At 50.9% G+C, this 20,195-nt stretch carries 14 protein-coding genes; 6 read left to right on the top strand and 8 right to left on the bottom strand.

Annotation, left to right across the window (positions count from 1 at the left end; translation table 11 throughout):
• Window positions 1-79 precede the first annotated feature (79 nt).
• From NYE33_RS15055 to NYE33_RS15040, 4 genes are all read right to left on the bottom strand, one after another.
• Entirely contained in the window at window positions 80-919 is an 840-nt protein-coding gene (locus tag NYE33_RS15055; RefSeq protein ID WP_042138993.1) for a carbohydrate ABC transporter permease, read from the bottom strand.
• The gene (locus NYE33_RS15050; RefSeq protein WP_042138994.1) at window positions 912-1,859 is read right to left on the bottom strand and encodes a carbohydrate ABC transporter permease; all 948 of its coding nucleotides are present in this window, start codon (window positions 1,857-1,859) and stop codon (window positions 912-914) included. The genes NYE33_RS15055 and NYE33_RS15050 overlap by 8 nt, the downstream gene beginning before the upstream one ends.
• A gap of 99 nt (window positions 1,860-1,958) precedes the next feature.
• Window positions 1,959-3,224, bottom strand: coding sequence for a response regulator (locus NYE33_RS15045; protein ID WP_042138995.1), 1,266 nt, complete (start codon window positions 3,222-3,224; stop codon window positions 1,959-1,961).
• Entirely contained in the window at window positions 3,217-5,013 is a 1,797-nt protein-coding gene (locus NYE33_RS15040; RefSeq protein ID WP_341066404.1) for a sensor histidine kinase, read from the bottom strand. The genes NYE33_RS15045 and NYE33_RS15040 overlap by 8 nt, the downstream gene beginning before the upstream one ends.
• Before the next feature lie 320 nt (window positions 5,014-5,333).
• Between NYE33_RS15040 and NYE33_RS15035 the strand changes: the two genes are divergently transcribed.
• From NYE33_RS15035 to NYE33_RS15020, 4 genes are all read left to right on the top strand, one after another.
• The gene (locus NYE33_RS15035; RefSeq protein ID WP_341066402.1) at window positions 5,334-7,709 is read left to right on the top strand and encodes a helix-turn-helix domain-containing protein; all 2,376 of its coding nucleotides are present in this window, start codon (window positions 5,334-5,336) and stop codon (window positions 7,707-7,709) included.
• A 288-nt stretch (window positions 7,710-7,997) separates the two neighbouring features.
• Window positions 7,998-9,590, top strand: coding sequence for an extracellular solute-binding protein (locus NYE33_RS15030; RefSeq protein ID WP_256703886.1), 1,593 nt, complete (start codon window positions 7,998-8,000; stop codon window positions 9,588-9,590).
• 71 nt (window positions 9,591-9,661) lie between these two features.
• A complete protein-coding gene (locus NYE33_RS15025; protein ID WP_081970090.1) occupies window positions 9,662-10,618 on the top strand; it encodes an ABC transporter permease in 957 nt (318 codons plus the stop codon).
• Between the two features lie 12 nt (window positions 10,619-10,630).
• Window positions 10,631-11,512, top strand: a complete 882-nt coding sequence (locus tag NYE33_RS15020) for a carbohydrate ABC transporter permease (protein WP_039297582.1) — start codon at window positions 10,631-10,633, stop codon at window positions 11,510-11,512.
• 99 nt (window positions 11,513-11,611) lie between these two features.
• Here NYE33_RS15020 and uidA read toward each other — a convergent pair whose 3' ends face one another.
• Genes uidA through NYE33_RS15000 form a run of 4 tightly spaced genes read right to left on the bottom strand, consistent with a single transcriptional unit; the run spans window position 11,612 to window position 16,602 of the window.
• Window positions 11,612-13,411: a beta-glucuronidase gene (uidA, locus tag NYE33_RS15015; RefSeq protein WP_341066400.1), complete on the bottom strand. Its 1,800-nt coding sequence runs from the start codon at window positions 13,409-13,411 to the stop codon at window positions 11,612-11,614.
• 32 nt (window positions 13,412-13,443) lie between these two features.
• Window positions 13,444-14,787: an ABC transporter substrate-binding protein gene (locus tag NYE33_RS15010; RefSeq protein WP_076244486.1), complete on the bottom strand. Its 1,344-nt coding sequence runs from the start codon at window positions 14,785-14,787 to the stop codon at window positions 13,444-13,446.
• 28 nt (window positions 14,788-14,815) lie between these two features.
• Window positions 14,816-15,646: a carbohydrate ABC transporter permease gene (locus NYE33_RS15005; RefSeq protein WP_042139001.1), complete on the bottom strand. Its 831-nt coding sequence runs from the start codon at window positions 15,644-15,646 to the stop codon at window positions 14,816-14,818.
• 11 nt (window positions 15,647-15,657) lie between these two features.
• A complete protein-coding gene (locus tag NYE33_RS15000) occupies window positions 15,658-16,602 on the bottom strand; it encodes a carbohydrate ABC transporter permease (protein ID WP_231575192.1) in 945 nt (314 codons plus the stop codon).
• 192 nt (window positions 16,603-16,794) lie between these two features.
• Here NYE33_RS15000 and NYE33_RS14995 point away from each other — a divergent pair, with 192 nt between their 5' ends.
• Together NYE33_RS14995 and NYE33_RS14990 are read left to right on the top strand one after the other, a co-directional pair.
• Window positions 16,795-18,582: a sensor histidine kinase gene (locus tag NYE33_RS14995; RefSeq protein WP_341066396.1), complete on the top strand. Its 1,788-nt coding sequence runs from the start codon at window positions 16,795-16,797 to the stop codon at window positions 18,580-18,582.
• A gap of 1 nt (window position 18,583) precedes the next feature.
• Window positions 18,584-20,191 carry a response regulator transcription factor gene (locus NYE33_RS14990; RefSeq protein WP_340943666.1) on the top strand — a complete coding sequence of 536 codons (1,608 nt, stop codon included), beginning with the start codon at window positions 18,584-18,586 and terminating at the stop codon, window positions 20,189-20,191.
• Window positions 20,192-20,195: the final 4 nt, after the last annotated feature.

Here is a 20,195-nt window from a genome sequence, read left to right as displayed (position 1 = left end):
ATTGAATTTCTTGTATATACCTCAAAGGACGAACCCGGCGTATTCTGCCTGGCCGTGTCCGTCCTTGCGATACCGGACACTAGCCTTTGACTGCGCCGCCCAGTCCTTCGACCAGATAACGCTGGATGAACATGAAGAGCAGCACGGGCGGAATCAGCCCGATAATACTGCCGGCCGCCAGCGACGCGTACTGGACGCTGAATTCGCCAACCATGAATTTGAGGCCGATCGGGATGGTGAAGCGGTCCGGCGTCGTAATGAACGAGAAGGCAACCAGGAATTCATTCCATACCCCGATGAAGGCGAATGCGCTTGTTGCTACTATTCCCGGCAGCACGATCGGCATAATTATCGCGAAGATAATCCGGAATCGTCCGGCTCCGTCGACCATCGCCGCTTCATCGATTTCCTTCGGTGTCGAGGAGATGAAGCCGCGCATCAGAATCGTGTTGAATGGAACCTGAAGCACGATATAGAACAAGATGAGCGCGTACGGCGTGTTGATCATCCCGAGATTCTTGAAGATCAGGAAGAGCGGAATGACAAACAGAATGACCGGCATCATCTGGGTCGCCAGCAGAACCAGCATGAAGGCCCCTTTGCCCTTGAACTTGAAGCGGCTCATGGCGTAGCCGTTCAATACGGACAACACCGTAATTGCCACTACAGACAATACAGACACGAACACACTGTTCATGAAATATTGCGAGAAATTGTTGTCATTCCACACATGTACGAAGTTCTCGAAGGTCGCCGGACTTGGAATGTACCGGACCGTGCCGCTAAGTACATCCCCCTCCCGCTTCAGCGAGGTGGAGATGGCCCACAGGAACGGAACCAGCACGAACACCAGTGTCAGAGCCAGCGGTATGTAGAACAGCAGCTTCGAACCCAGCTTGCGGTGCCATTTGCTATTCATCCTGCATCCCTCCTGACCGGTTCAGTCTGAGGTACAGGACAACGAAGATCATCAGGAACGCGAAGGTGACCACACCAATGGCGGAACCATAGCCATAGTTTCCTTCGAGGATGGAAGTCTTCATCATATAAATCGGCAGCGTGGTGGTCATATCCATCGGTCCGCCGTTCGTCATCGTAAAGATCATATCAATGGAGTTGAACTCCCAGATGGCACGCAGCAACGTTGCGAACACAATACTTTCCTTCAGGAAAGGCAGTGTGATGAAAAAGAGCTTCTTCACGCTCCCCGCACCGTCCACCTCACAGGATTCATAGACCTCGTGCGGAATGGTCTGCAGCGCCGCCAGCAGCGTGATGGCGAAGAACGGAATGCCGCGCCACAGCTCGGCGACAATCACAGAACCAAAGACGGTATGAATATTGGCCAGCCAGGCGACCGGCTCGGAGATCACGCCCAGCTTCATCAGGATATCGTTAATGATTCCTATATGCTGGTTGAACATCAGCGACCATAGCATGGTGGTCAGTACACCGGACACCGCCCAGGGAACAAGCACCAGGGAACGGACCAGACCGCGCAGCCTGAACGCCTGGTTCAGCAGCAGCGCAACCACGAGTCCGAATACGAGCTGCAGCACTACTTCTATCAGCACCCATTTCACCGTGATCCACAGTGAAGAGTAGAACATATCGTCCTGCGTGAATATATTCTTGAAGTTCTCGAGTCCGATGTAACCCGCTTTCTGCAGCCGGGTGAAATCATAGCTCTGCACACTGAGGTCGAACACCCTGAAGATCGGGAAGACCAGAAGTCCAGCGATCAGCAGGACTGTCGGTGCGATCAGCAGGTAGGGAAACCAGCGGTCGCCCATTTTTTTGCGGGAAGATTTAGATTTGACGGACATTGTCTTGCCGCCGGTTGATTGGGATAATTCCATAACAGCACCTCCACGCTTATCTTAAACCAGCGCGTGAACATGCTGAATACACTATCTTTCGAAGATTGTTTGTTTTCATTAACTCATTTGTTTGCTCTATTAATGCTGCTGGTCCCTGCGGTACTCCGAAGGCGATTTGCCGTAATGCTTCTTGAACAGCACGCTGAAGTACTGGGGATTGCGGTAGCCCACCTGCTCCGACACTTCATAGGATTTCGCATCTGTGGTAGACAGCAGCTCCGCTGCCTTGTCTATGCGCAGCTGAATGAGATACTCGCTTAAGTTCATGCCTTTGTATTTCTTGAAGAGCGTGCTGGCGTACGCGGATGAAATATGGACATGGTCCGCGATGGCGGTCAGGTTCAGCTCCTCCTCATGAAAATGCATCCGCATATACTGCTCCATCTCCTTCAGCAGCGTATGATGCGAATTCTGCGAATGGCGGATCTCACCGCTGACGAATACACCGGCCCCGCCGATGATCGGCTTCAGCTGGGCAGCGTTCAGAGCCTCGCTGTAGGAGATTGCGATGCGCTCAATCCCTTCCCTGCAGCTGCCCAGACCAATACTGACCTGAAGCTTCAGACAGTTCTCCAGCGTCCGGCGGATCTCCTCCAGATGTTCAGTCAGGTGTTCCGCAGTGCCTTCACGGCCTGCCGGAGCAGGCAGGTTAAAGAGAAGGTTGACCCGGTTGTTATAGACTGCCGAATACCGGTAAGGAAATGGCTCAGACACAAGCTCCGAGCAGATATTGTGGATGGAGAAGAGCAGCAGCTCCGCATTATCCCCTTCTCCGGAGCGGGCGAAGCGGCGGTTGTCCTCCGGCTGAATCACCGCTACCCGGAAGCAGGCCTCCGGCGCAGCTATGCCGAGATTGTCCAGTTCCTGCCGCGCCCACTCCGGGTTGGCGCAGCCCTCGAACAGCTCTGCGAAGAACTTGTTCTGGATCAGCGCCTGGCTCTTCCGGGCTGTCTCGGCCCCCCTCTTCTCGGCCAGCAGCGTGCTGGCGGCAGAAGCAACCGCATTTAGAATCACTTCATTATCCTCATATTTCAGAATGTAATCGGCCGCCTGCAGCCGCAGCGCCTGCTTGGCATACGAGAAGTCATCGTAGCCGGTCAGGAAGACGACCTTGGTTCCCGGATAGTCTGCGTTAATTCGTTCAGCCAGCTGCAGCCCGTCCAGAAAAGGCATCTGGATATCGGTCAGCACCAGATCCGGCCGCAGCTCCTCCATCCGCTTCAGCGCTTCTTCCCCGTCAGCGGCTGTGCCGGCTACCTCAATGCCGGCCTGCTCCCAGCGGATATTGCGCCGCAGGCCTTCCCGGATCCACATATCATCATCCACAATAAGCAGTTTAATCATGGGAATCTCCTTTCTTCTGCACCCGGGGCAGCTGTACCGTGACCCGGGTAAACTTCATCTCTTCGCTGTCCAGGACAAGGCCGTAGACCGGCCCGTATTGCAGCACCAGCCGGCGGTGGGCGTTCCACAGTCCGAAGCTCAGCGCATTGTCGCCTGTGCTGTCCGCCTGCAGTGAACTGCGCAGCTGCGCAAGCCGCTCAGGGCTGATGCCTTGTCCGTTATCATATATCTCCAGCACTGCGGCAGCTTCATCTGCATAACCCGTTATCGTCACCATTCCTTTGCCGCGCTTGTTCTTGATGCCGTGATAGACGGCATTCTCCACGATAGGCTGCAGCGTCAGCTTCGGGATGCGCAGCGGCAGCAGCTCTTCATCCACTTGGATGGTATAATCGAAATCCTGGTTATACCGGATGTTCAGAATCAGCAGGTAGCTGCGCACATGCTCAATCTCTTCCGCGACAGTAATCAGCTCGGCGCCTTTGCTGATGCCGATGCGGAAATACCGGGTCAGCGCTCCCACCATCACAGAGGCCCGCTCCCGCTCCTCCAGATCAATCAGATGCTTGATTGAACCGAGCGTATTGTACAGGAAATGCGGCTGAATCTGCGCCTGCAGCGCCCGCATTTCGGCCTTACGCTTCTGCTCCTGCTCCTCGCGCACCTCATTCAGCAGCTGCTCCACCGAATCGGAGAGCCGGGTCAGTCCGGTGGCCAGGACGCCGATTTCATTGCGCTGGTCAATCTGGAAGCTGACACTGAAATCCCCGCGCTCGAACCGCTTCACCTGCTTGGACAGGTAACGGATCGGATTGCTCAGATTGCGCGCTGCCAGCGTCGCGGCTGCCAGGGCCAGCACGAGGATAACCAGCGTGACCGCCAGAACGATCCATTGGATGCGCGACGCGCCTGCGAGGATATCCTTCTCCGGCACAATAGCGGCCAGCACCCAGCCGTTCAGCGGCAGTGTCTGATAGGCAATATCCAGCTTCTGGCCTGCTGTACTGTCCACAGCAAGGCTGCCGTTACCGCCTGCCAGCTGCCGCAATTCTGCAATAGTATCCGGCTTCACCCCATAATCCTTCTTCAGGGATTTGGAGAACAGCTCCCCGTCCGGGCTGATCAGTGCCAGCGCGCCGTTCGGGCTGATCTGTACATTCTGCATAATCTCCAGGAAGTAGCTTTCACGCAGATTGATCAGCACAATTCCGCTGGAGGAGGAAGTCGGCGTGCCGATCATTTTGAAGCTGCTGAGCACCCGCCTGTCCTCCACCGTATCGAAGATGGCATCCTTGTGGCTGTTCAGCCAGTAGTAGCCTTTATCTGAATGGTTGTACCGTTCCTGCCACGCCGGAAGATCGATCGAGACGCTCCGGGGCACGTATTCCTGCTGGAGGTTGAAAGAACGGCCGTTGTTGAAGGCAACATAGATGGAATCGACCATGGCATTATAGGAGTGGTATACGCTTTCAAGACGGTTATGAAGTTCAATAATGTCATTGAATTTCTGGGGAGTGTCACCCTGATCGTTCACGGACAACAGATTGCGCAGCGAGGTGGTATCCTCCAGATTAACCAGCTGTTCGAAGATCGTCAGAAATTTATCGTCCAGGAACAAGGCGGTCTGATAGGTTGTATCGGCCAGCGAATACAGCGAGTTCTTGCGGAGCTGATCACTGGCGGACCAGTAGGAGAACGAGCCTGTTGCAATAACCGACAGAATCATGACCGGCAGGAAGGTAATCAGCAATTTGGTCTGTATGGGCTTATCGAGAAAATAACGTTTCATGGACTCTTCCTCTCCCCTGTCTCGCAGCACAGCGGATGTTTTTGCCTGCTGACGCAGATGTAAGGGCTTTAATAAAGACTGAGTCTAGCACAGAACCGGGCAATTGGAAACATAACTTATCACCTGATTACACGGGGAAGCAGGAACGCGCAAGCTCTTGCACCAGCAGGAAGCGAAGCGTCCGCGGCACTATTCGGAGTGTTTAAAAGCCGAACAAACAGGAGCTTACCGTTATTTCCCTGTAATGGCAATTGTGCTAACCCTGGGATGCATGTACAATATACGAAGCTATCGATTGCAGCCCGGACAGGAGAATGCGGATGAAGAAAAGAAGAAGCAAATGGCTGGGCAGCCAAAGTGTATTGCTGACCTGGACCTTATCTTATATGGCCGTTCTGCTGCTTCCGGTCATTCTGAGTTCTATCGTTTACTTTCAGTCCAGCAAGATGCTCGCTGATGAGATTCATCTGGCGAACAACTCCTTGCTTAAGCAGCTGCGGGAGAATATGGATAAACAGCTGGAAGCGGTCAACCGGCTCAACTTCGAGCTGAATTGGAATACCAAGTTCAGGGAACTGGTCGATCAGCACAAGTACTCCATTTTCCCGGAAGATTATATGTATGATCTGTACGACGCGACCAAGGATATGTCCTTATATCAATCGGCTTATGCCGAAACCGGCCTGTTCTATATCTATCTGGCCTCACGGGATACGATTCTGCTCCCCGGCGTTTACCGGAATACGAGATTCGCCTATGCCGAGCATAACGCCTCCGGCAACTTAAGCTATGAAGCATGGTTAGATATCCTCCGCCAGAACAAATTCAAGGGCTATGTACCGATGAACCGTACAACCGAGAACGGCACTTCCGTGAAAGCGCTCGCATATGTCAGCACCTATGACTACGAGGACGGCAAGCCGTCCGGAGCCAATGTGATCATGATCGACAACGACCAAATATTATCCTCCCTCATGAATATTGAAGCGTTCAGCAAAGGGCATGTGCTCATCACAGACTCCGACAACCAGGTGCTGGTATCCAGCTCCAATACAGATCTTCCGGCACAATTGCCCTTCGGCAAGCTGACCGGTGACAGCGGAATGTTCCTCTGGGAATTCGGCGGGGAGCGGTATGAAGTCTTCTCGATCCAGTCTAATGAATCCAATCTCCGCTATATTTCCATGATTCCTAGTGAAGTCTATTGGCAAAAGGCGGAGCTGGTCCGCAGGCTGACGCTGCTGAGTATCATGGCCAGCCTGCTGGGAGGCGGGTTCTTGACTTATATTTTCCTGAGGAAAAACTATAATCCGATCCAGCGGATTGTACGTGCCTTCAGCAGCAAGACAGCCATCCGGGAGAAAGGCTCCAATGAATTCCTGTTTATCCAGCAGGCTGTGGACAGTACGCTGAGTGAACTGGACCATATGCTGCTGGAGAGGAAGCGGCAGAATTATTCGCTGCGTTCCAATTACATCCTGCGGCTGCTCAAGGGCAGGCTGGACGATGAGCTTCCTTTGGCCGAAGCCTTAAGCGCCTTCGATATTCAGCTCCTCTCCGGGGATTGTGCGATTCTTCTATTCTACCTGGAGGATCTCGATGTCTTCCTGGAGCGTGTCCAGGGCAAAACCGCCGCCCAGAAGCTGCAGCTGCTGCATTTCATTGTGAATAATGTAATTGAAGAGCTGGTCAACGTTAAGCACAGGGGCTATATGGCCGAAACGGATGAAGCCATGCCTTGTCTGGTCAGCCTGTCTCCTGTCTCATCGGATGAGCACAATAGCGATCTGCTGCAGGTGGCCCGTTCCGCTCAAGAGTTTCTTGCACAGACGTATAATATCTACCTTACAGTGTCGGTCAGCCGGGTTCATCACGGTATTGATCAGATTCATCAGGCTTATCAGGAGGCATTGGATGCCATGGAATATAAGCTGGTGATGGGCAAACAGGAGATTCTGTCCTATGAAGAGATTGAGCGGAACAACATCCGTCCCGATACGGATTCCGGTTACTTCTATCCCCTTCAGCTGGAGCAGCAGTTAATCAATTATGTCAAAGTGGGCGATTTCCAGTCTGCCGTAACCTCCTTGGACGATATCCTGCAGATGAACCTGTCGAAGCACCCGGTGAAGGTACCTTTAGCCCGCTGCCTTATGCTCGACCTGGTGGGAACTTTGATCAAGAGCATCGGTGAACTCGGACCCGCGCAGGATAATATCCTGCTGCAGAATCCGAAGCGCATTGACAGGCTCTCTTCTGCAGAGACGTTAGCTGAAATGCAGGAGCAGCTGAAGTCCATGCTTAAGGAAGCCTGTGAATATGCCGGGGCCAGACGGCTGCAGAATGTTCAGGAGAACCGTCACCGCGCCTTGAATGATTTAATCAGCGGGGTATCTGCATTTATAGACGAACATTTCACGGATCCGGGCTTGAACGTCTCCCTGCTGGGGCAGCATTTTGATATGAAGCCTACTTATCTGTCGAAGCTGTTCAAGGAGCAATCGGGGGAAGGGCTTCTGGATACGATCAACAAGCGGCGGATTGACTGGTCCAAGCAATTGATTCAGCAGCAGCGGCTGACGGTCAACGAAGCGGCCGAGAAGTCAGGCTTCAATGATGTTGGGACCTTTATCCGCACCTTCAAGAAGATCGAAGGAATTACACCCGGCAAATACAAAGAAACCATCGAAGATTAACAATGCCCTGCCCGTCACCCCACCGTGGCGGCCGGGCTTTTTTGTTGCGCAGCAAGGGCTTAAGCCGCTCCCGCAGAGCAATCGCCTATCGTTTTGTGCATTTTGCCGATACCCGCAGCGGCTTTTTCAATTACATTGGATGTACTGCACATATACACCAAACCGGGGCGGACCGTATAGTTAGGGCATGAACCCGGCAGCACAGCAGGTTCTTACAACTACTAATGGAATCATTTGAGGAGGTTAACAGGAATGAGGAGAACAAGCAGAAAAATAATGTTTTCGCTCATGGCATCTCTGCTGGCAGGCAGCACGCTGGCAGGATGCTCGGAGAACAAGGCAGGGAACAATTCCCCATCCGGCTCAGACACAGCATCAGAATCAGCAGCGGTATACCCGATGCAAACGGACACTGCACTCACTTATTGGGGAGCATTACCTAATAATCTGACGGGAGTAAAATCAGCGCATGCGGAGGTTCCCTTTTACCAGGAATGGCAGAAACGTACTGGGGTTACAGTAGATTTCACCGCCCCTCCGGCTAACCAGATCGACGAATCCTTCAACGTGATGCTCGCCTCCGGTGAATTGCCTGATATGCTGGAGTACAACTTCTTCAACTTCCCGGGCGGTCCGGAAAAAGCAATCAAGGACGGATACATCTTGGAGCTGAATGACCTGATCGACAAATACGCCCCGAACTACAAGAAATATCTCCAGGAGCATCCCGAGGTTGAGAAAATGGTCAAGACAGACAAAGGAAGCTATTACTCGTTTCCTTTCATCCGCGGGGATGAATCGCTGCTTACCTTCCAGGGGCCGGTGATCCGCAAGGATTGGCTGGATGAGCTGGGTCTGCCCGTACCTGAAACCATCGATGAATGGACCACTGCTTTGAAAGCGTTTAAAGAGAAAAAAGGGGCTGCTGCACCGATCTCCTTCGTCGCCAAACCGCGTGTATTCAATGAACTGGGCAATGGCGCTTTCATCGGGGCGTTTGGCGTTACCCGCGACTTCTATCTGGAGGACGGGAAGGTTAAATTCGGTCCGGCAGAACCTGGTTATAAAGACTTCCTGAGCTTATTCCGGGGATGGTATGCGGACGGACTGCTGGATAAAGATGTGGCCACCGTCGATTCCAAGGTGATGGATGCCAATATTACTTCGGGCCAGACCGGGGCAACCTGGGCCAATGCTGGCGGCGGTATCGGGAAATGGCAGCCGATCCTTAAGGGAGCCGATCCGCAGGCTTCCATTGTCGCGGCTCCTTATCCGGTGCTGGAGAAGGGCACTTCACCAAAGTTCGGCCAACGGGATTATGCCTTCTCCACCGGCGGGATGGTAGCGATCTCGGCGACGTCCAAGAATGCGGAGCTGGCGGTCAAGCTGCTTGATTATGGCTACAGCGAAGAAGGCAATAAGCTGTTTAACTTCGGAACAGAGGGTGTCAGCTACACGATGGAAGACGGTTATCCGAAATTCACGGATCTGCTGATGAGCAATCCCGACAAGCTGGCCCCTGCACAAGCCATGTCTCTATATATCCGTGGCAATACGATGGGTCCCTTTGTCTCCGATAAACGGGTCTCCGAACAGTACCTGAATCTGCCGGAGCAGCAGGCCGCGATACCTATCTGGCAGAAGACGGACATGGCCAAATACCAGATTCCGCTGGTAACTCCAACTCCGGAGGAAAGCGCTGAATATGCCAACATCATGGCGGATGTGAACACGCTGGTCGATGAAATGACACTGAAGATTATCCTTGGAACGGAGCCGCTTGAGGCTTATGACAAGTATCTGGAGAAGCTGAATTCCGTCAAGCTCCCGCGTGCCATTGAGATTAAACAGGCCGCACTGGAGCGGTACTTGAAGCGCTAAATTACAGTCAAGCCGGGAGCAGATCGTTGATCGGCTGAAGAGCTGCTCCCGTAAGGAGGAATAGAGAAACCATGTCCAAATTAGCTCCTATGACCGGCGTTCAAACTTCTGTTAACAACAGCTTTAAGCACCGTTTCCTCCGGGATTTCAAGCTGAACAGACTGCTGTATATCATGATGATTCCGGTCATCCTCTACTATGTCGTATTCCATTATGCACCGATGTATGGCGCGATTATTGCCTTCAAGGATTTCTCGCCGATGAAAGGGATTCTAGGCAGTGACTGGGTAGGACTCCAGCACTTCAGGGATTTCTTCTCCAGCTATTATTTCTGGCGGATTCTGAGTAATACCGTGATTATCAGCGTGTATTCGATTCTGTTCATGTTTCCGGCCCCGATCCTTCTGGCTCTGCTGATCAATGAAGTGAGAAATCAGAGCTTCAAACGGATAGTCCAGACCTTCTCGTATATGCCCTACTTCATTTCACTCGTCGTCATTTGCGGGATGATTACCGATTTCACCAACAGCAACGGGGTTATTAATACACTATTCTCCTGGCTCGGGTATGACGGAACCGCTATGCTGCAGAAGCCCGGCCTGTTCCGCCCGGTCTATATCCTGTCCGAAATCTGGCAAAAGATCGGCTGGGAATCGATTATTTACATTGCCGCCTTGGCCGGTATTGACCAGGAGCAGTATGAAGCCGCCCGGATTGACGGTGCCAGCCGTCTGAAGCAGATGCTGCACATTACCCTGCCGGGAATTCTGCCTACGATCACCATCATGTTCATCCTGCGGATGGGCAATATGCTGAATGTCGGCTTCGAGAAAATCATTCTGCTCTACAATCCTGTAACCTATGAAACAGCTGACGTCATTTCTTCCTTTGTGTACAGAAAAGGCTTGCTGGAATTCGGCTGGAGCTATAGTTCAGCAGTCGGCTTGTTTAACTCGGTTGTGAATCTCATTCTATTGATCTCGGCCAATTACATCAGCCGCAGAGTTAATAAAACCAGCCTTTGGTAGGAGGAAACCGTTATGCATGCCGACACCGGCCTGAGAAATAAAATCTTTGATTACACCATTAACACCGTGCTGATTCTACTTGTTATCGTAACGTTATATCCGCTTCTATATGTACTGTTCGCCTCCTTCAGCGATTCCGCGGAGCTGGTTGCGAACAAGGGATTCTTGTGGAAGCCGCTGGGCTTCAGTCTCGAAGCTTACAAGAGCGTGTTCAGCAATCCCGGCATTATCAAGGGTTACGGCAATACACTGTTCATTCTGGTCTTCGGTGTCACCCTTAACATGCTGCTGACCGCAATAGCAGCCTATGTGCTGTCCAGAAGAAATGTAATGTGGAACAGCGCCTTCACCCTGCTGATCGTGTTCACAATGTTCTTCCACGGCGGCCTGATTCCGATGTACCTGATCGTCAAGGGTGTCGGATTGATTGATTCCATCTGGGCAACCATCATACCGTTCGCTGTCAGCACCTTTAACCTGATTATCATGCGCACCGCATTCTCGGCGATTCCCGAGAGCCTGGAGGAATCGGCCAAGATCGACGGCGCTAACCATTTGACGATCCTGTTCCGGATCGTATTGCCTTTGTCCAAGCCGGTTATAGCCGTAATGGTGCTCTATTATGCCGTCGAGAAATGGAATGCGTGGTTCTATGCATCCATCTTTCTGAGGGACAGAGACCTGTTCCCGCTGCAGCTGATACTCCGGGAGATCCTGATTGCCAATTCGACAGACAGCATGTCGGCAGGAGCAAGCTCGGCAGACCAGTTCATGATCGGAGAAACGATTAAATACGCCACCATTATCGTGGCAACGGTGCCCATCCTGTGTGTGTATCCCTTCGTCCAGAAGTATTTCGAGAAGGGTGTAATGATTGGTGCGGTGAAGGGGTAAGTCTCAGCATATACCCAAAAAGCCCGCCACAATGATCACACTGCATAAATCGCAGGTGTACATTGTGGCGGGCCTAATGCTGTGTGTATCAAGCTTTCATTATTTCGGCTTATACCCGAAATCCGGGATAGCCGTCCATCTCTTGCGCAGCTCATGCGCTGACGCTTTGGGCTTGCGTTCCCGGGTGAAAATTCCCTTCTTGTTGCCTTGTACCCGGATAATTCCCTGGCCCGTGGCAAAGTCTGCGAAATTCCAGACCTGTTCGCCGACGAAATCTTCAAATTCGTCGAAGATCTCGTGATTGGCCCTGTAGAACTCCACCTGATATTCTTCCGTGAACATGATCGGCTCCACATCATGCAGTCCGGCTACGGTATCTGTTCCGTATTCAGTCATCATCATCGGTTTACCCGGACAACGTTTGGTCCAAGCCTCCAGTTCAAGACGGAGCTTGCCTTTGGCTGATTCGAGATCACCTCCGTCCACATACCAGCCATAGTAACGGTTAAAGGCAAGCACATCAATAAGTTCGGAGATCTTATCGTTTAAGGGCGAAGCCTCTATATGTGTCACCAGGGTAACCGGGCGGTGCTGCGGATCTTCATCCCGCATCTGCTCGATCAGCGGCTTGAAGTACTCGTATGCTCCCTCTTCATAGGATGCCGGTTCATTAGCCACATTCCACATCACTACACAGGCATGGTTCTTATCCCGGTTAATCAGCTCCCGGATGACCTGCTGGTGATGCTCAAAGGTTTGGACTTCCTTCCATGTCTCTTTCTTCGTTCCCCCGGATAACATCACCAGGAAATTAAGATCCAGACCTACCGCTGGCGTCTCATCTATGACGACGAAGCCTTCACGGTCGGCCAGCCGCATCACTTCTTCGGCATAAGGATAATGCGCGGTACGGAAGGAGTTGGCTCCCGTCCATTTCATCAGGTTGAAATCCATGATATTCGCTGCTTCATCTAAGCCCCGGCCATGAAACGGGGTATCCTCATGTCTGCCGTAGCCCTTGAAGTAAAAGGGCTGGTTGTTGATCAGGAACTGCCCCTCCCGCACTTCGACTGTCCGCACGCCAAACGGCAGCCCGTAGACATCCAGTACCTGCTCCGCTTCCAGCAGTTCAATCTTCAGGGTATACAGGTAGGCATTCAACGGCTGCCATAGGGTAACACCGGGAATATCCAGCCGGCCGGAGCTTCCGGTCCCCGAGGAGACTGCGTTTCCCTTTTCATCCAGAACAGTGACCCGGATATCTGCTTCTCCGCTGACATCCACGCTGTAACGGACAATCCCGTTACCGCCGTGATAATCGGTTACGACAGTAATATCCTGCACGAAGGTTTGAGGCGTAGAGTAGATTTTCACCGGCCGTTGCAGTCCTGCAAAGTTGAAGAAATCGAAATTCGGCTGATTCTTCAGCCTGGTCTTCCCGCCGGGTTCTTCAGTCTCTGTGTATAGACCTACAGGCAATGTCGTGTAATCCACAACATTATTGACGGCAACCGTCAGCCGGTTCGATCCAGTCCGGATATACTCATTAATCACGGCCTCGAAGGGCAGAAATCCGCCGGAATGCTCCATCACAAAGCTTCCATTGATGAATACCTTGGCCTTATGTGTAGCCGAGCCGAAGCGGAGAACAAGACGTTCATTCATGATGGTCTGCGGAAGAATCAGCTCCCGCTCATACCACACCCAGCCGACATGATTGCGGATCTGCGGATTCACGCCAAGATCATTATAGGCAGAGGGAACCGCCATTGGGATCGTATCTGTCAGCTTGGATGCATACCAGTTCTCTTCGAATCCCAAGCCGTGATCCAGCTTGAAATTCCATACCCCGGCCAGATCATACAGACCGCGGGTTTCCGTCATTATTGGATAAAGCACGTGCAGCCCTCCTATCTAATCTCTGTTTTCATTCAGGATTTGGAATCGATGATCTTCTGGATCTTGGTTTGGGCATTCTGGATCGTCGCATCAATGCTTTGACCCGAGAGCATCATTTTATCAAACTCCTCCAGAAGCACTTTCTCAAGCTCTGCATGATAAGGTACCGCTGTGGCTGTCGTAGTAGCTTTGGTATTCTCCAGAACATAGAGCAGGGATTCTTTATCGATCATTTCCGGATTTTTGCTGCCGGCGATGATCCGGTCGACTACATCATTCAGATCAGCTTTTTTCCAGGACGGGATATTCTTCCCTTGCAGAACAATGCCTTCCGTGGAGAACCAGCGGATGAAGGTGTACGCTTCGTCTTTATGCTTGGATTTGCTATAAAGGCTCAGTACGTCACCGCTGACATTCGCAGAGATCGGATCTTCAGCATTCAGCTTGGGAAGCGGAGCAAATACGGTCTTGAAGCTGGCAGGAATCGTGTCTGTCCCTCCGGTTTCCGGAATAAGGAATGAGCCCGTTACCAGCATGCTTGTATCCTGATTGAAATATTGCGGTCTGTAATTCAGCTTCTGGCTGACCACCTCCGAATACGGTGTAGCGGAGCCTTCCGCCTCTCCCTGAAGACGCAGCTCCAGCGACTTACGCATGTAAGGATTGTCAATATTGGCGGTCTTTCCATCATCTGTAGTCAGATTTGAATTAAGCGATTGGCCGAAGTTCTGCACCAGGTACCCATATTGAATCCAGCTGTGAAAATAGGTGCCATACCGGGTTTTATCGCCCTCTTTTTTCGTCATAGCCTTCGCATATTCCATATACTGATCCCAGGTCCAGTCCTTGGGCAGCTCGAGTCCCGCTTCTTTCAGATGATTCTCATTGATAATAACGAGACCCTGGGAGGACTTGCCGGGCAGTCCATAGACCTTGCCGTCAATTGAGGTATCGGCCGTATATTCATCGGCGAAATTAATTCCGTCTTTAGCCAAATAATCATCCAGCGGTTCGATCATGCCAAGCCCCGCCCGTTGGGACAGATACGTCATATTGCTGAACATGATAATATCCAGATCATCGCCGCCGGCAACGGCCAGATCAAGCTTCTTGTAGAATTCATTGGAGTTGTTATCTTCAGCGGAGGCAAACTCCACTTTGATATTGGGATGCGTCTTTTCGAACTCTGCAATCACTACATCCCAGTTATCCATTTTTTTGGCATACCAGTTGCTCAGCTTAATCGTTACAGGTTCATTCGTTCCTTCTCCGGTACCCGGGGCAGCCCCTTCTTCCGAATTGGCACCGCCGCACCCCGAAATCAGCAAGGATAACAGCGGTACCAGGATGAATAGTTTCTTGTTGGCTTTGAACATTGTATAAACCCCCTATAGTGTAATTAGTCTAGCCTTTGACACTTCCCATGGCAACTCCCTCAATCACCTGCTTCTGCCCAATCATGAAGATGATTAATAGAGGTAGAATGGCTGAAACCGCACCTGCCATCATTAAGGAGTAGAACTCGCCGCTGAAATCAGCGAATTTCCGGATGCCCAGCTGTAAGGTAAATAAAGAATCAGAACGAAGAAAGATCAGCGGATTCTGATAATCATTCCAGGTCCAGATGAAGCGGAGAATCATATAGGTTGCCAGGGCCGGCTGCACAAGCGGCAGGGCGATCCGGCTAAAGACCGTCCAGTGGCCTGCAGCATCAATCCGGGCGGATTCAATAATCTCATCATGAATGCCGAGGAAAAACTGTCTCAGCAAAAAGGTTCCCAGCACACCTGAAGCGGCAAGCAGCACAAGTCCGATATGACTGTCAAACAGTCCAAGCCAGCGGTACATAATAAATTGCGGAACGAGAATGGCTTGGGTTGGAATCATAAAGGTGGCTAAGACAAGCAGGAATAGCATATCCCGTCCTTTAAAAATAACCTTCGAGAATCCATAGGCTGCCATGGCGGAAATAATCAAGGACAGCGCTGTCGACATCAACGTTACCTTCGCACTATTCCAGTAATACAGGGAGAACGGCACGGCTCCAGCCCATACCTGCCTGTAGTTCTCCACCATATTCCATTTCGTTGGAATCCACTGAATCGGATACTTCATGACATCAAGCTCCGGCTTAAAGGATGCGGAGAGCATCCATAAGAAAGGCATAATAAACAGTATCCCTGCAACTCCCATACACAATGTCACAATAACGCGGCTAAGCTTGATTGATCGCATGTTTAAACCTCCTAGTAGTTGACCCATTTCTTTTGTCCGACCCATTGAATCAGGGTCACTAGCAGGATGAGCATCAGCAGAATAATCCCCATCGCGGATGCGTACCCCGACTCCAGGTTAATGAATGCAACCTCGTACAGATAAAATACAATTACCGAGGTTGACCCTGCCGGCCCGCCACCCGTCAACACCATAATCAGATCAAACACCTTGAAGGATCCGACAATCCCCGTGATTAACAGGAAGAATGAGGTTGGAGATAGTAAAGGTAATGTAATTCTGAAGAATTGTCTCAGCGGTGAAGCACCGTCCACATCAGCGGCTTCATACAAATCCCGTGAAATATTCTGCAGCCCGGCCAGATAAATCACCATGTTGAAGCCTAGCGAAGTCCACACCATAATAATCATGACCGAGATCAGCGCAAACTTGGGGTCTGCTAACCACAGGGGAGGATTGTCCACACCTATGGATCTAAGAAATCCATTGATCGGGCCATTGTTCGGATGGTACAGCACTCTCCATAATAGGGCTATGGCAACAAAGCTCGAAATGAAGGGCATGAAATAAATCACTTTGAAAAATGTTTTGAAATACGTTGCTTTGTTAATTAATGCTGCCAGCACCAAAGCCAGAAACATCGCTACCGGGACTACGGCAATCATAATAAGGTTGTTAATCAGCGAACGGTGAAAGGATTCATCCTGCACCAGCCTGGCGTAGTTGTCCAGCCCGACAAAATGAAACCCCTCCAGCCCGGACACAAAATTCCAATCCGAGAAGCTAATCACACCGGACAAGAGAATCGGAATGATCACCAGGGTTGTGGTCAGAATGAGCATGGGTGAAATGAATAAATACCCGGCAATATTGTCATACAAAGCCTGCTTGCGCATTCTGCCTGTCCCCGGCTTCCCGAACCGCTTCATCGTCCCCTCTTTAGGTATAACCTCCACGTTTTCCACCTCGTTTTATTTTTGTATCTTCATTATAAAATCGCCCGTTTTATTGCACATGCAACGAATTTATCTATAGCGAAAAGTTTGTATAGCATTATTTTTTCTGAAATGAAAAAATTATTGGATGAGGTTAACGGCATAATAAAGTACCATGATCTAGTGAAGTTCTGTTACTGGAGGGGGAAATGAATGAAGAAGAACAATAGGCTAAGTCAATTATCCTTCCGGCAAAAGCTTATCCTGACCTCTATCACCTGCCTGGTTATACCAGCGATCGGGATGCTGTATATAACGATGGTGTATTCCAAGCTTATTATCCGGGAGCATTCTCTGGAAAAAGCTACGCAATCCTTAACGATTGTGCAGTCACAGATCGATGTGATCTTCGAAGAGATGGTATCGGTCTCGAATTTCGTCCACTTTGATCCGGAGATTAAGACCCTGCTGGAGGATGCCAAGACCAATCCGGTTGCCGCAAGAACCTTGACGAGCCGGCTGGAGCAGGTGGCCGGCGATACCCTCGACTTACGCATCACGCTTCTGGACAAGGAAGGACATGCCTATTCCGATTATTCCTTTTACGACTATGATCCGCGTCAATTTATTGAACAGGGCTGGTTCCCAACTCTGGAGAAGCTCACACCGTATGACACTTTATTCATGGGGGCAGAAGCCAATTATCTGACCTCCCTTGAGCCTGAGAAGCCGTTTGTATTCATGACAGCCCGGGCATTAAGAGAGGGGATTGCCGCTCCGCCCTATGCATACCTTATTGTCAGCCGCAGTGAAGCCTCCATTCGTGAGCGGTTTGCTTCATTAGAGGAAGATGTTTATCTGCTGAATGATAAGGAGACGATTCTGTCCAACCGGAACCAGGCCCTGATAGGGTCTGATTTCAATACCCTGTTGCCAATCGATGAGCTGGCGTTCCCGGATATCGTAGAATTTAAGAACGAGAATCAGCTCCTCCTCTCGCTGCCGCTCAAATATGCCAAATGGCGGTTAGTCAGTGTAGCCCCCTATGAACAGCTGACGGAAAGATTGAACGGGATCAACCGGACCGGCTTGTTCATTCAAGCTATTTTTGCGGTCAGCTTTCTGTTCGCACTAACTTATCTGCTGCGGAGATTCACGAAGCCTGTGCTTGTCCTGGGGAAGGTTGCCCGCAGAGTGGAATCCGGGGATATGATGGTCCGCTCCAACATCCGGGGAACCGACGAAATCGGCAGCCTGGGCCTCTCCTTTGATAAAATGCTGGACCGTGTCCAGCTCATGCTGCAGCAGGTGGAAGCCGAGCAGGAATTGAAACGCCAGGCGGAAATTGCGATGCTGCAGGCTCAGATTAATCCTCATTTCCTGTTTAACGTGCTAAGCTCCATCCGGCTAAAGCTGCTGATGAAACAGGATGAGGAGAATGCATTTATCGTCGGCTCCTTATCCTCTATGCTGCGGGCCAGCTTTTCAAGTCAGGATGAATGGGTCTCGGTGGCTTATGAGCTTGAATCCGCCAAGCAATATATGGAGCTCATGCGGTTTACAATGAGATATCCCACCAGCTCTGAAGTCCATGTGAATAAAGATTTGCTGCTGGAGACCGTTCCGCGGTTTATTCTGCAGCCGATTATTGAGAATGCTTATAAGCACGGATTCGTACAAGGCGGGGGCAGGATTATAATTTCCATCACAAAAATCAAATCCATGCTTAACATAAGCGTCGAGGATAACGGAACGGGAATGGATGAACCTACACTGACTGCGTTATTGCAGCATATTAAACAGCAGGAAGTGGAGACAGATCCGGTGAATGTTGCCGGGTCCCCTGAACCTCCGTCCTCTCGCGGGATCGGACTCATTAATGTCTATCAGCGGTTAAAGCTCATTTACGGGGACGGCTTCGACATGAATATTGAGAGCATTCACGGACACCGTACAATCGTACAATTAGCACTGCCTGTGAAGCGGATAGGAGTGGACTAACGTGGTATATAAAGTAGTATTAGCCGATGATCACTATCCTGTACTGGAATATCTGAGCGCCAGTATTCCCTGGGATACCTTAGGCCTGGAGTTGTCGGCCTCATGCTCTGACGGCAAACAGGCCTGGGAAGCCTGTCAGCTGCATGAGCCTGATATTCTGCTCACAGATATCGGCATGCCGGCGATGGACGGGCTGGAATTAATCCGGAAGGTCCGGGAGGTAAATCCCCAGCTTCAGGCGATTATCTTGTCCTGCCACGGGGAATTCGAATATGCCCAACAGGCGGTGAAATTGAATGTTGCCGAATATATATTGAAAGAAAGCCTGCAAATTGATCAGGTCGTTTCAGTATTGACTGAGGCGGTTTCCCGGCTGGAGATCAGAATGATCTCCCAGAATAATTACCTCCAGATGCAGAAGCTGGTCACGCAGAACCACTCTGCAATCCGGACGAGATTTATCCGTATGTTCCTCGAGCAGCCAGTCTGGGATGAGGCTGAATGGTTCGGACAAGCCGCCGCTATGGGCATCCGTCTGCAAGAGGGAATGCCCTACCTGCCGGTCCTGGCTATCCCGGAACGCTCCCATGAGCTGGAACGGCGTTTCGGAGGCATTGTGAACATGCAGTTCGTGATAGATAATGTGCTGCAGGAATTTCTTGAGATCGATGGCATTATCCAGTTCGCCTTAACAGAACGGCAGTTCATCCTCTTCATCCCCTTTCCGCGCCTTCTGATCCGGAATCTTCATGAGGAATTCAGGGATAAATTCCGGCATGTCCAGAAGATGTCGAAGCTGCATCTCCGAATGGGGATTTCATTCTTTTACGGCGAGGCAACGTCAAGTCTGATCGACATCAAGAAGCAGATTCAGGCCTTACTGGATTCACAGGCCCTGCGCTTTTATACGGCTGAGGGAGCCATAATGAAGCTTGAACCTATTCAGACAACTAATGAGGACCTGTTTGTTCATTACGCTGAAATTCTTCAGCAGTTAAGAGACTGTATTCAGAATGAGGATGGTGCGCGGGTTACTGCTGCAGTTACAGAGATCAAGAAGCATATCTGGGACAAGAAATACCCGGTCGAAAGCGTAAAAAGCTGGCTGCTCAAAATGGTAATGGAGCTGGAATTAAAATATACCGTCATGCAAAATTTCGTGAACAATTTCAATAGTGAAATGCATCAGCGCTCCATCCGGGAGCTTGAAACCCTGGATCAGCTAATGGAGTGGCTGGAACAGTTCCTGAAAGACAAGATCTTGATGCTGAGGTCCATGTGGAAGCAAAATGTCCGGAAGGAAGTGGCCGAGGCCAAACGTTATGTCATGAATCATATTGGGGAGAAGGTAGGCATGGATGAGATGGCCCGGCGGCTTGGCCTGAACCCTACCCATTTCAGCCGGTTATTCAAAATCGAGACCGGTCTCACCTATATAGAGTTCGTGACCAAACTAAAAATGGAACGTGCGCAGGAGCTGTTGAATCAGACGAACATCACCATAGTAGATATAGCAGAGCAGTTAGGCTATGACAATGTCAGCTATTTCATTAAGCTCTTCCGTAACTTCTCTGGTATGACTCCGGTAGAATACCGGAAATTGATCTAAGCCC

Source organism: Paenibacillus sp. FSL R10-2199 (assembly GCF_038000235.1).
GTDB classification, from domain to species: domain Bacteria; phylum Bacillota; class Bacilli; order Paenibacillales; family Paenibacillaceae; genus Paenibacillus_AQ; species Paenibacillus_AQ phytohabitans.
The sequence above is the reverse complement of the archived record's forward strand: the minus strand, read 5'-3'. Positions and strand labels throughout refer to the sequence as shown.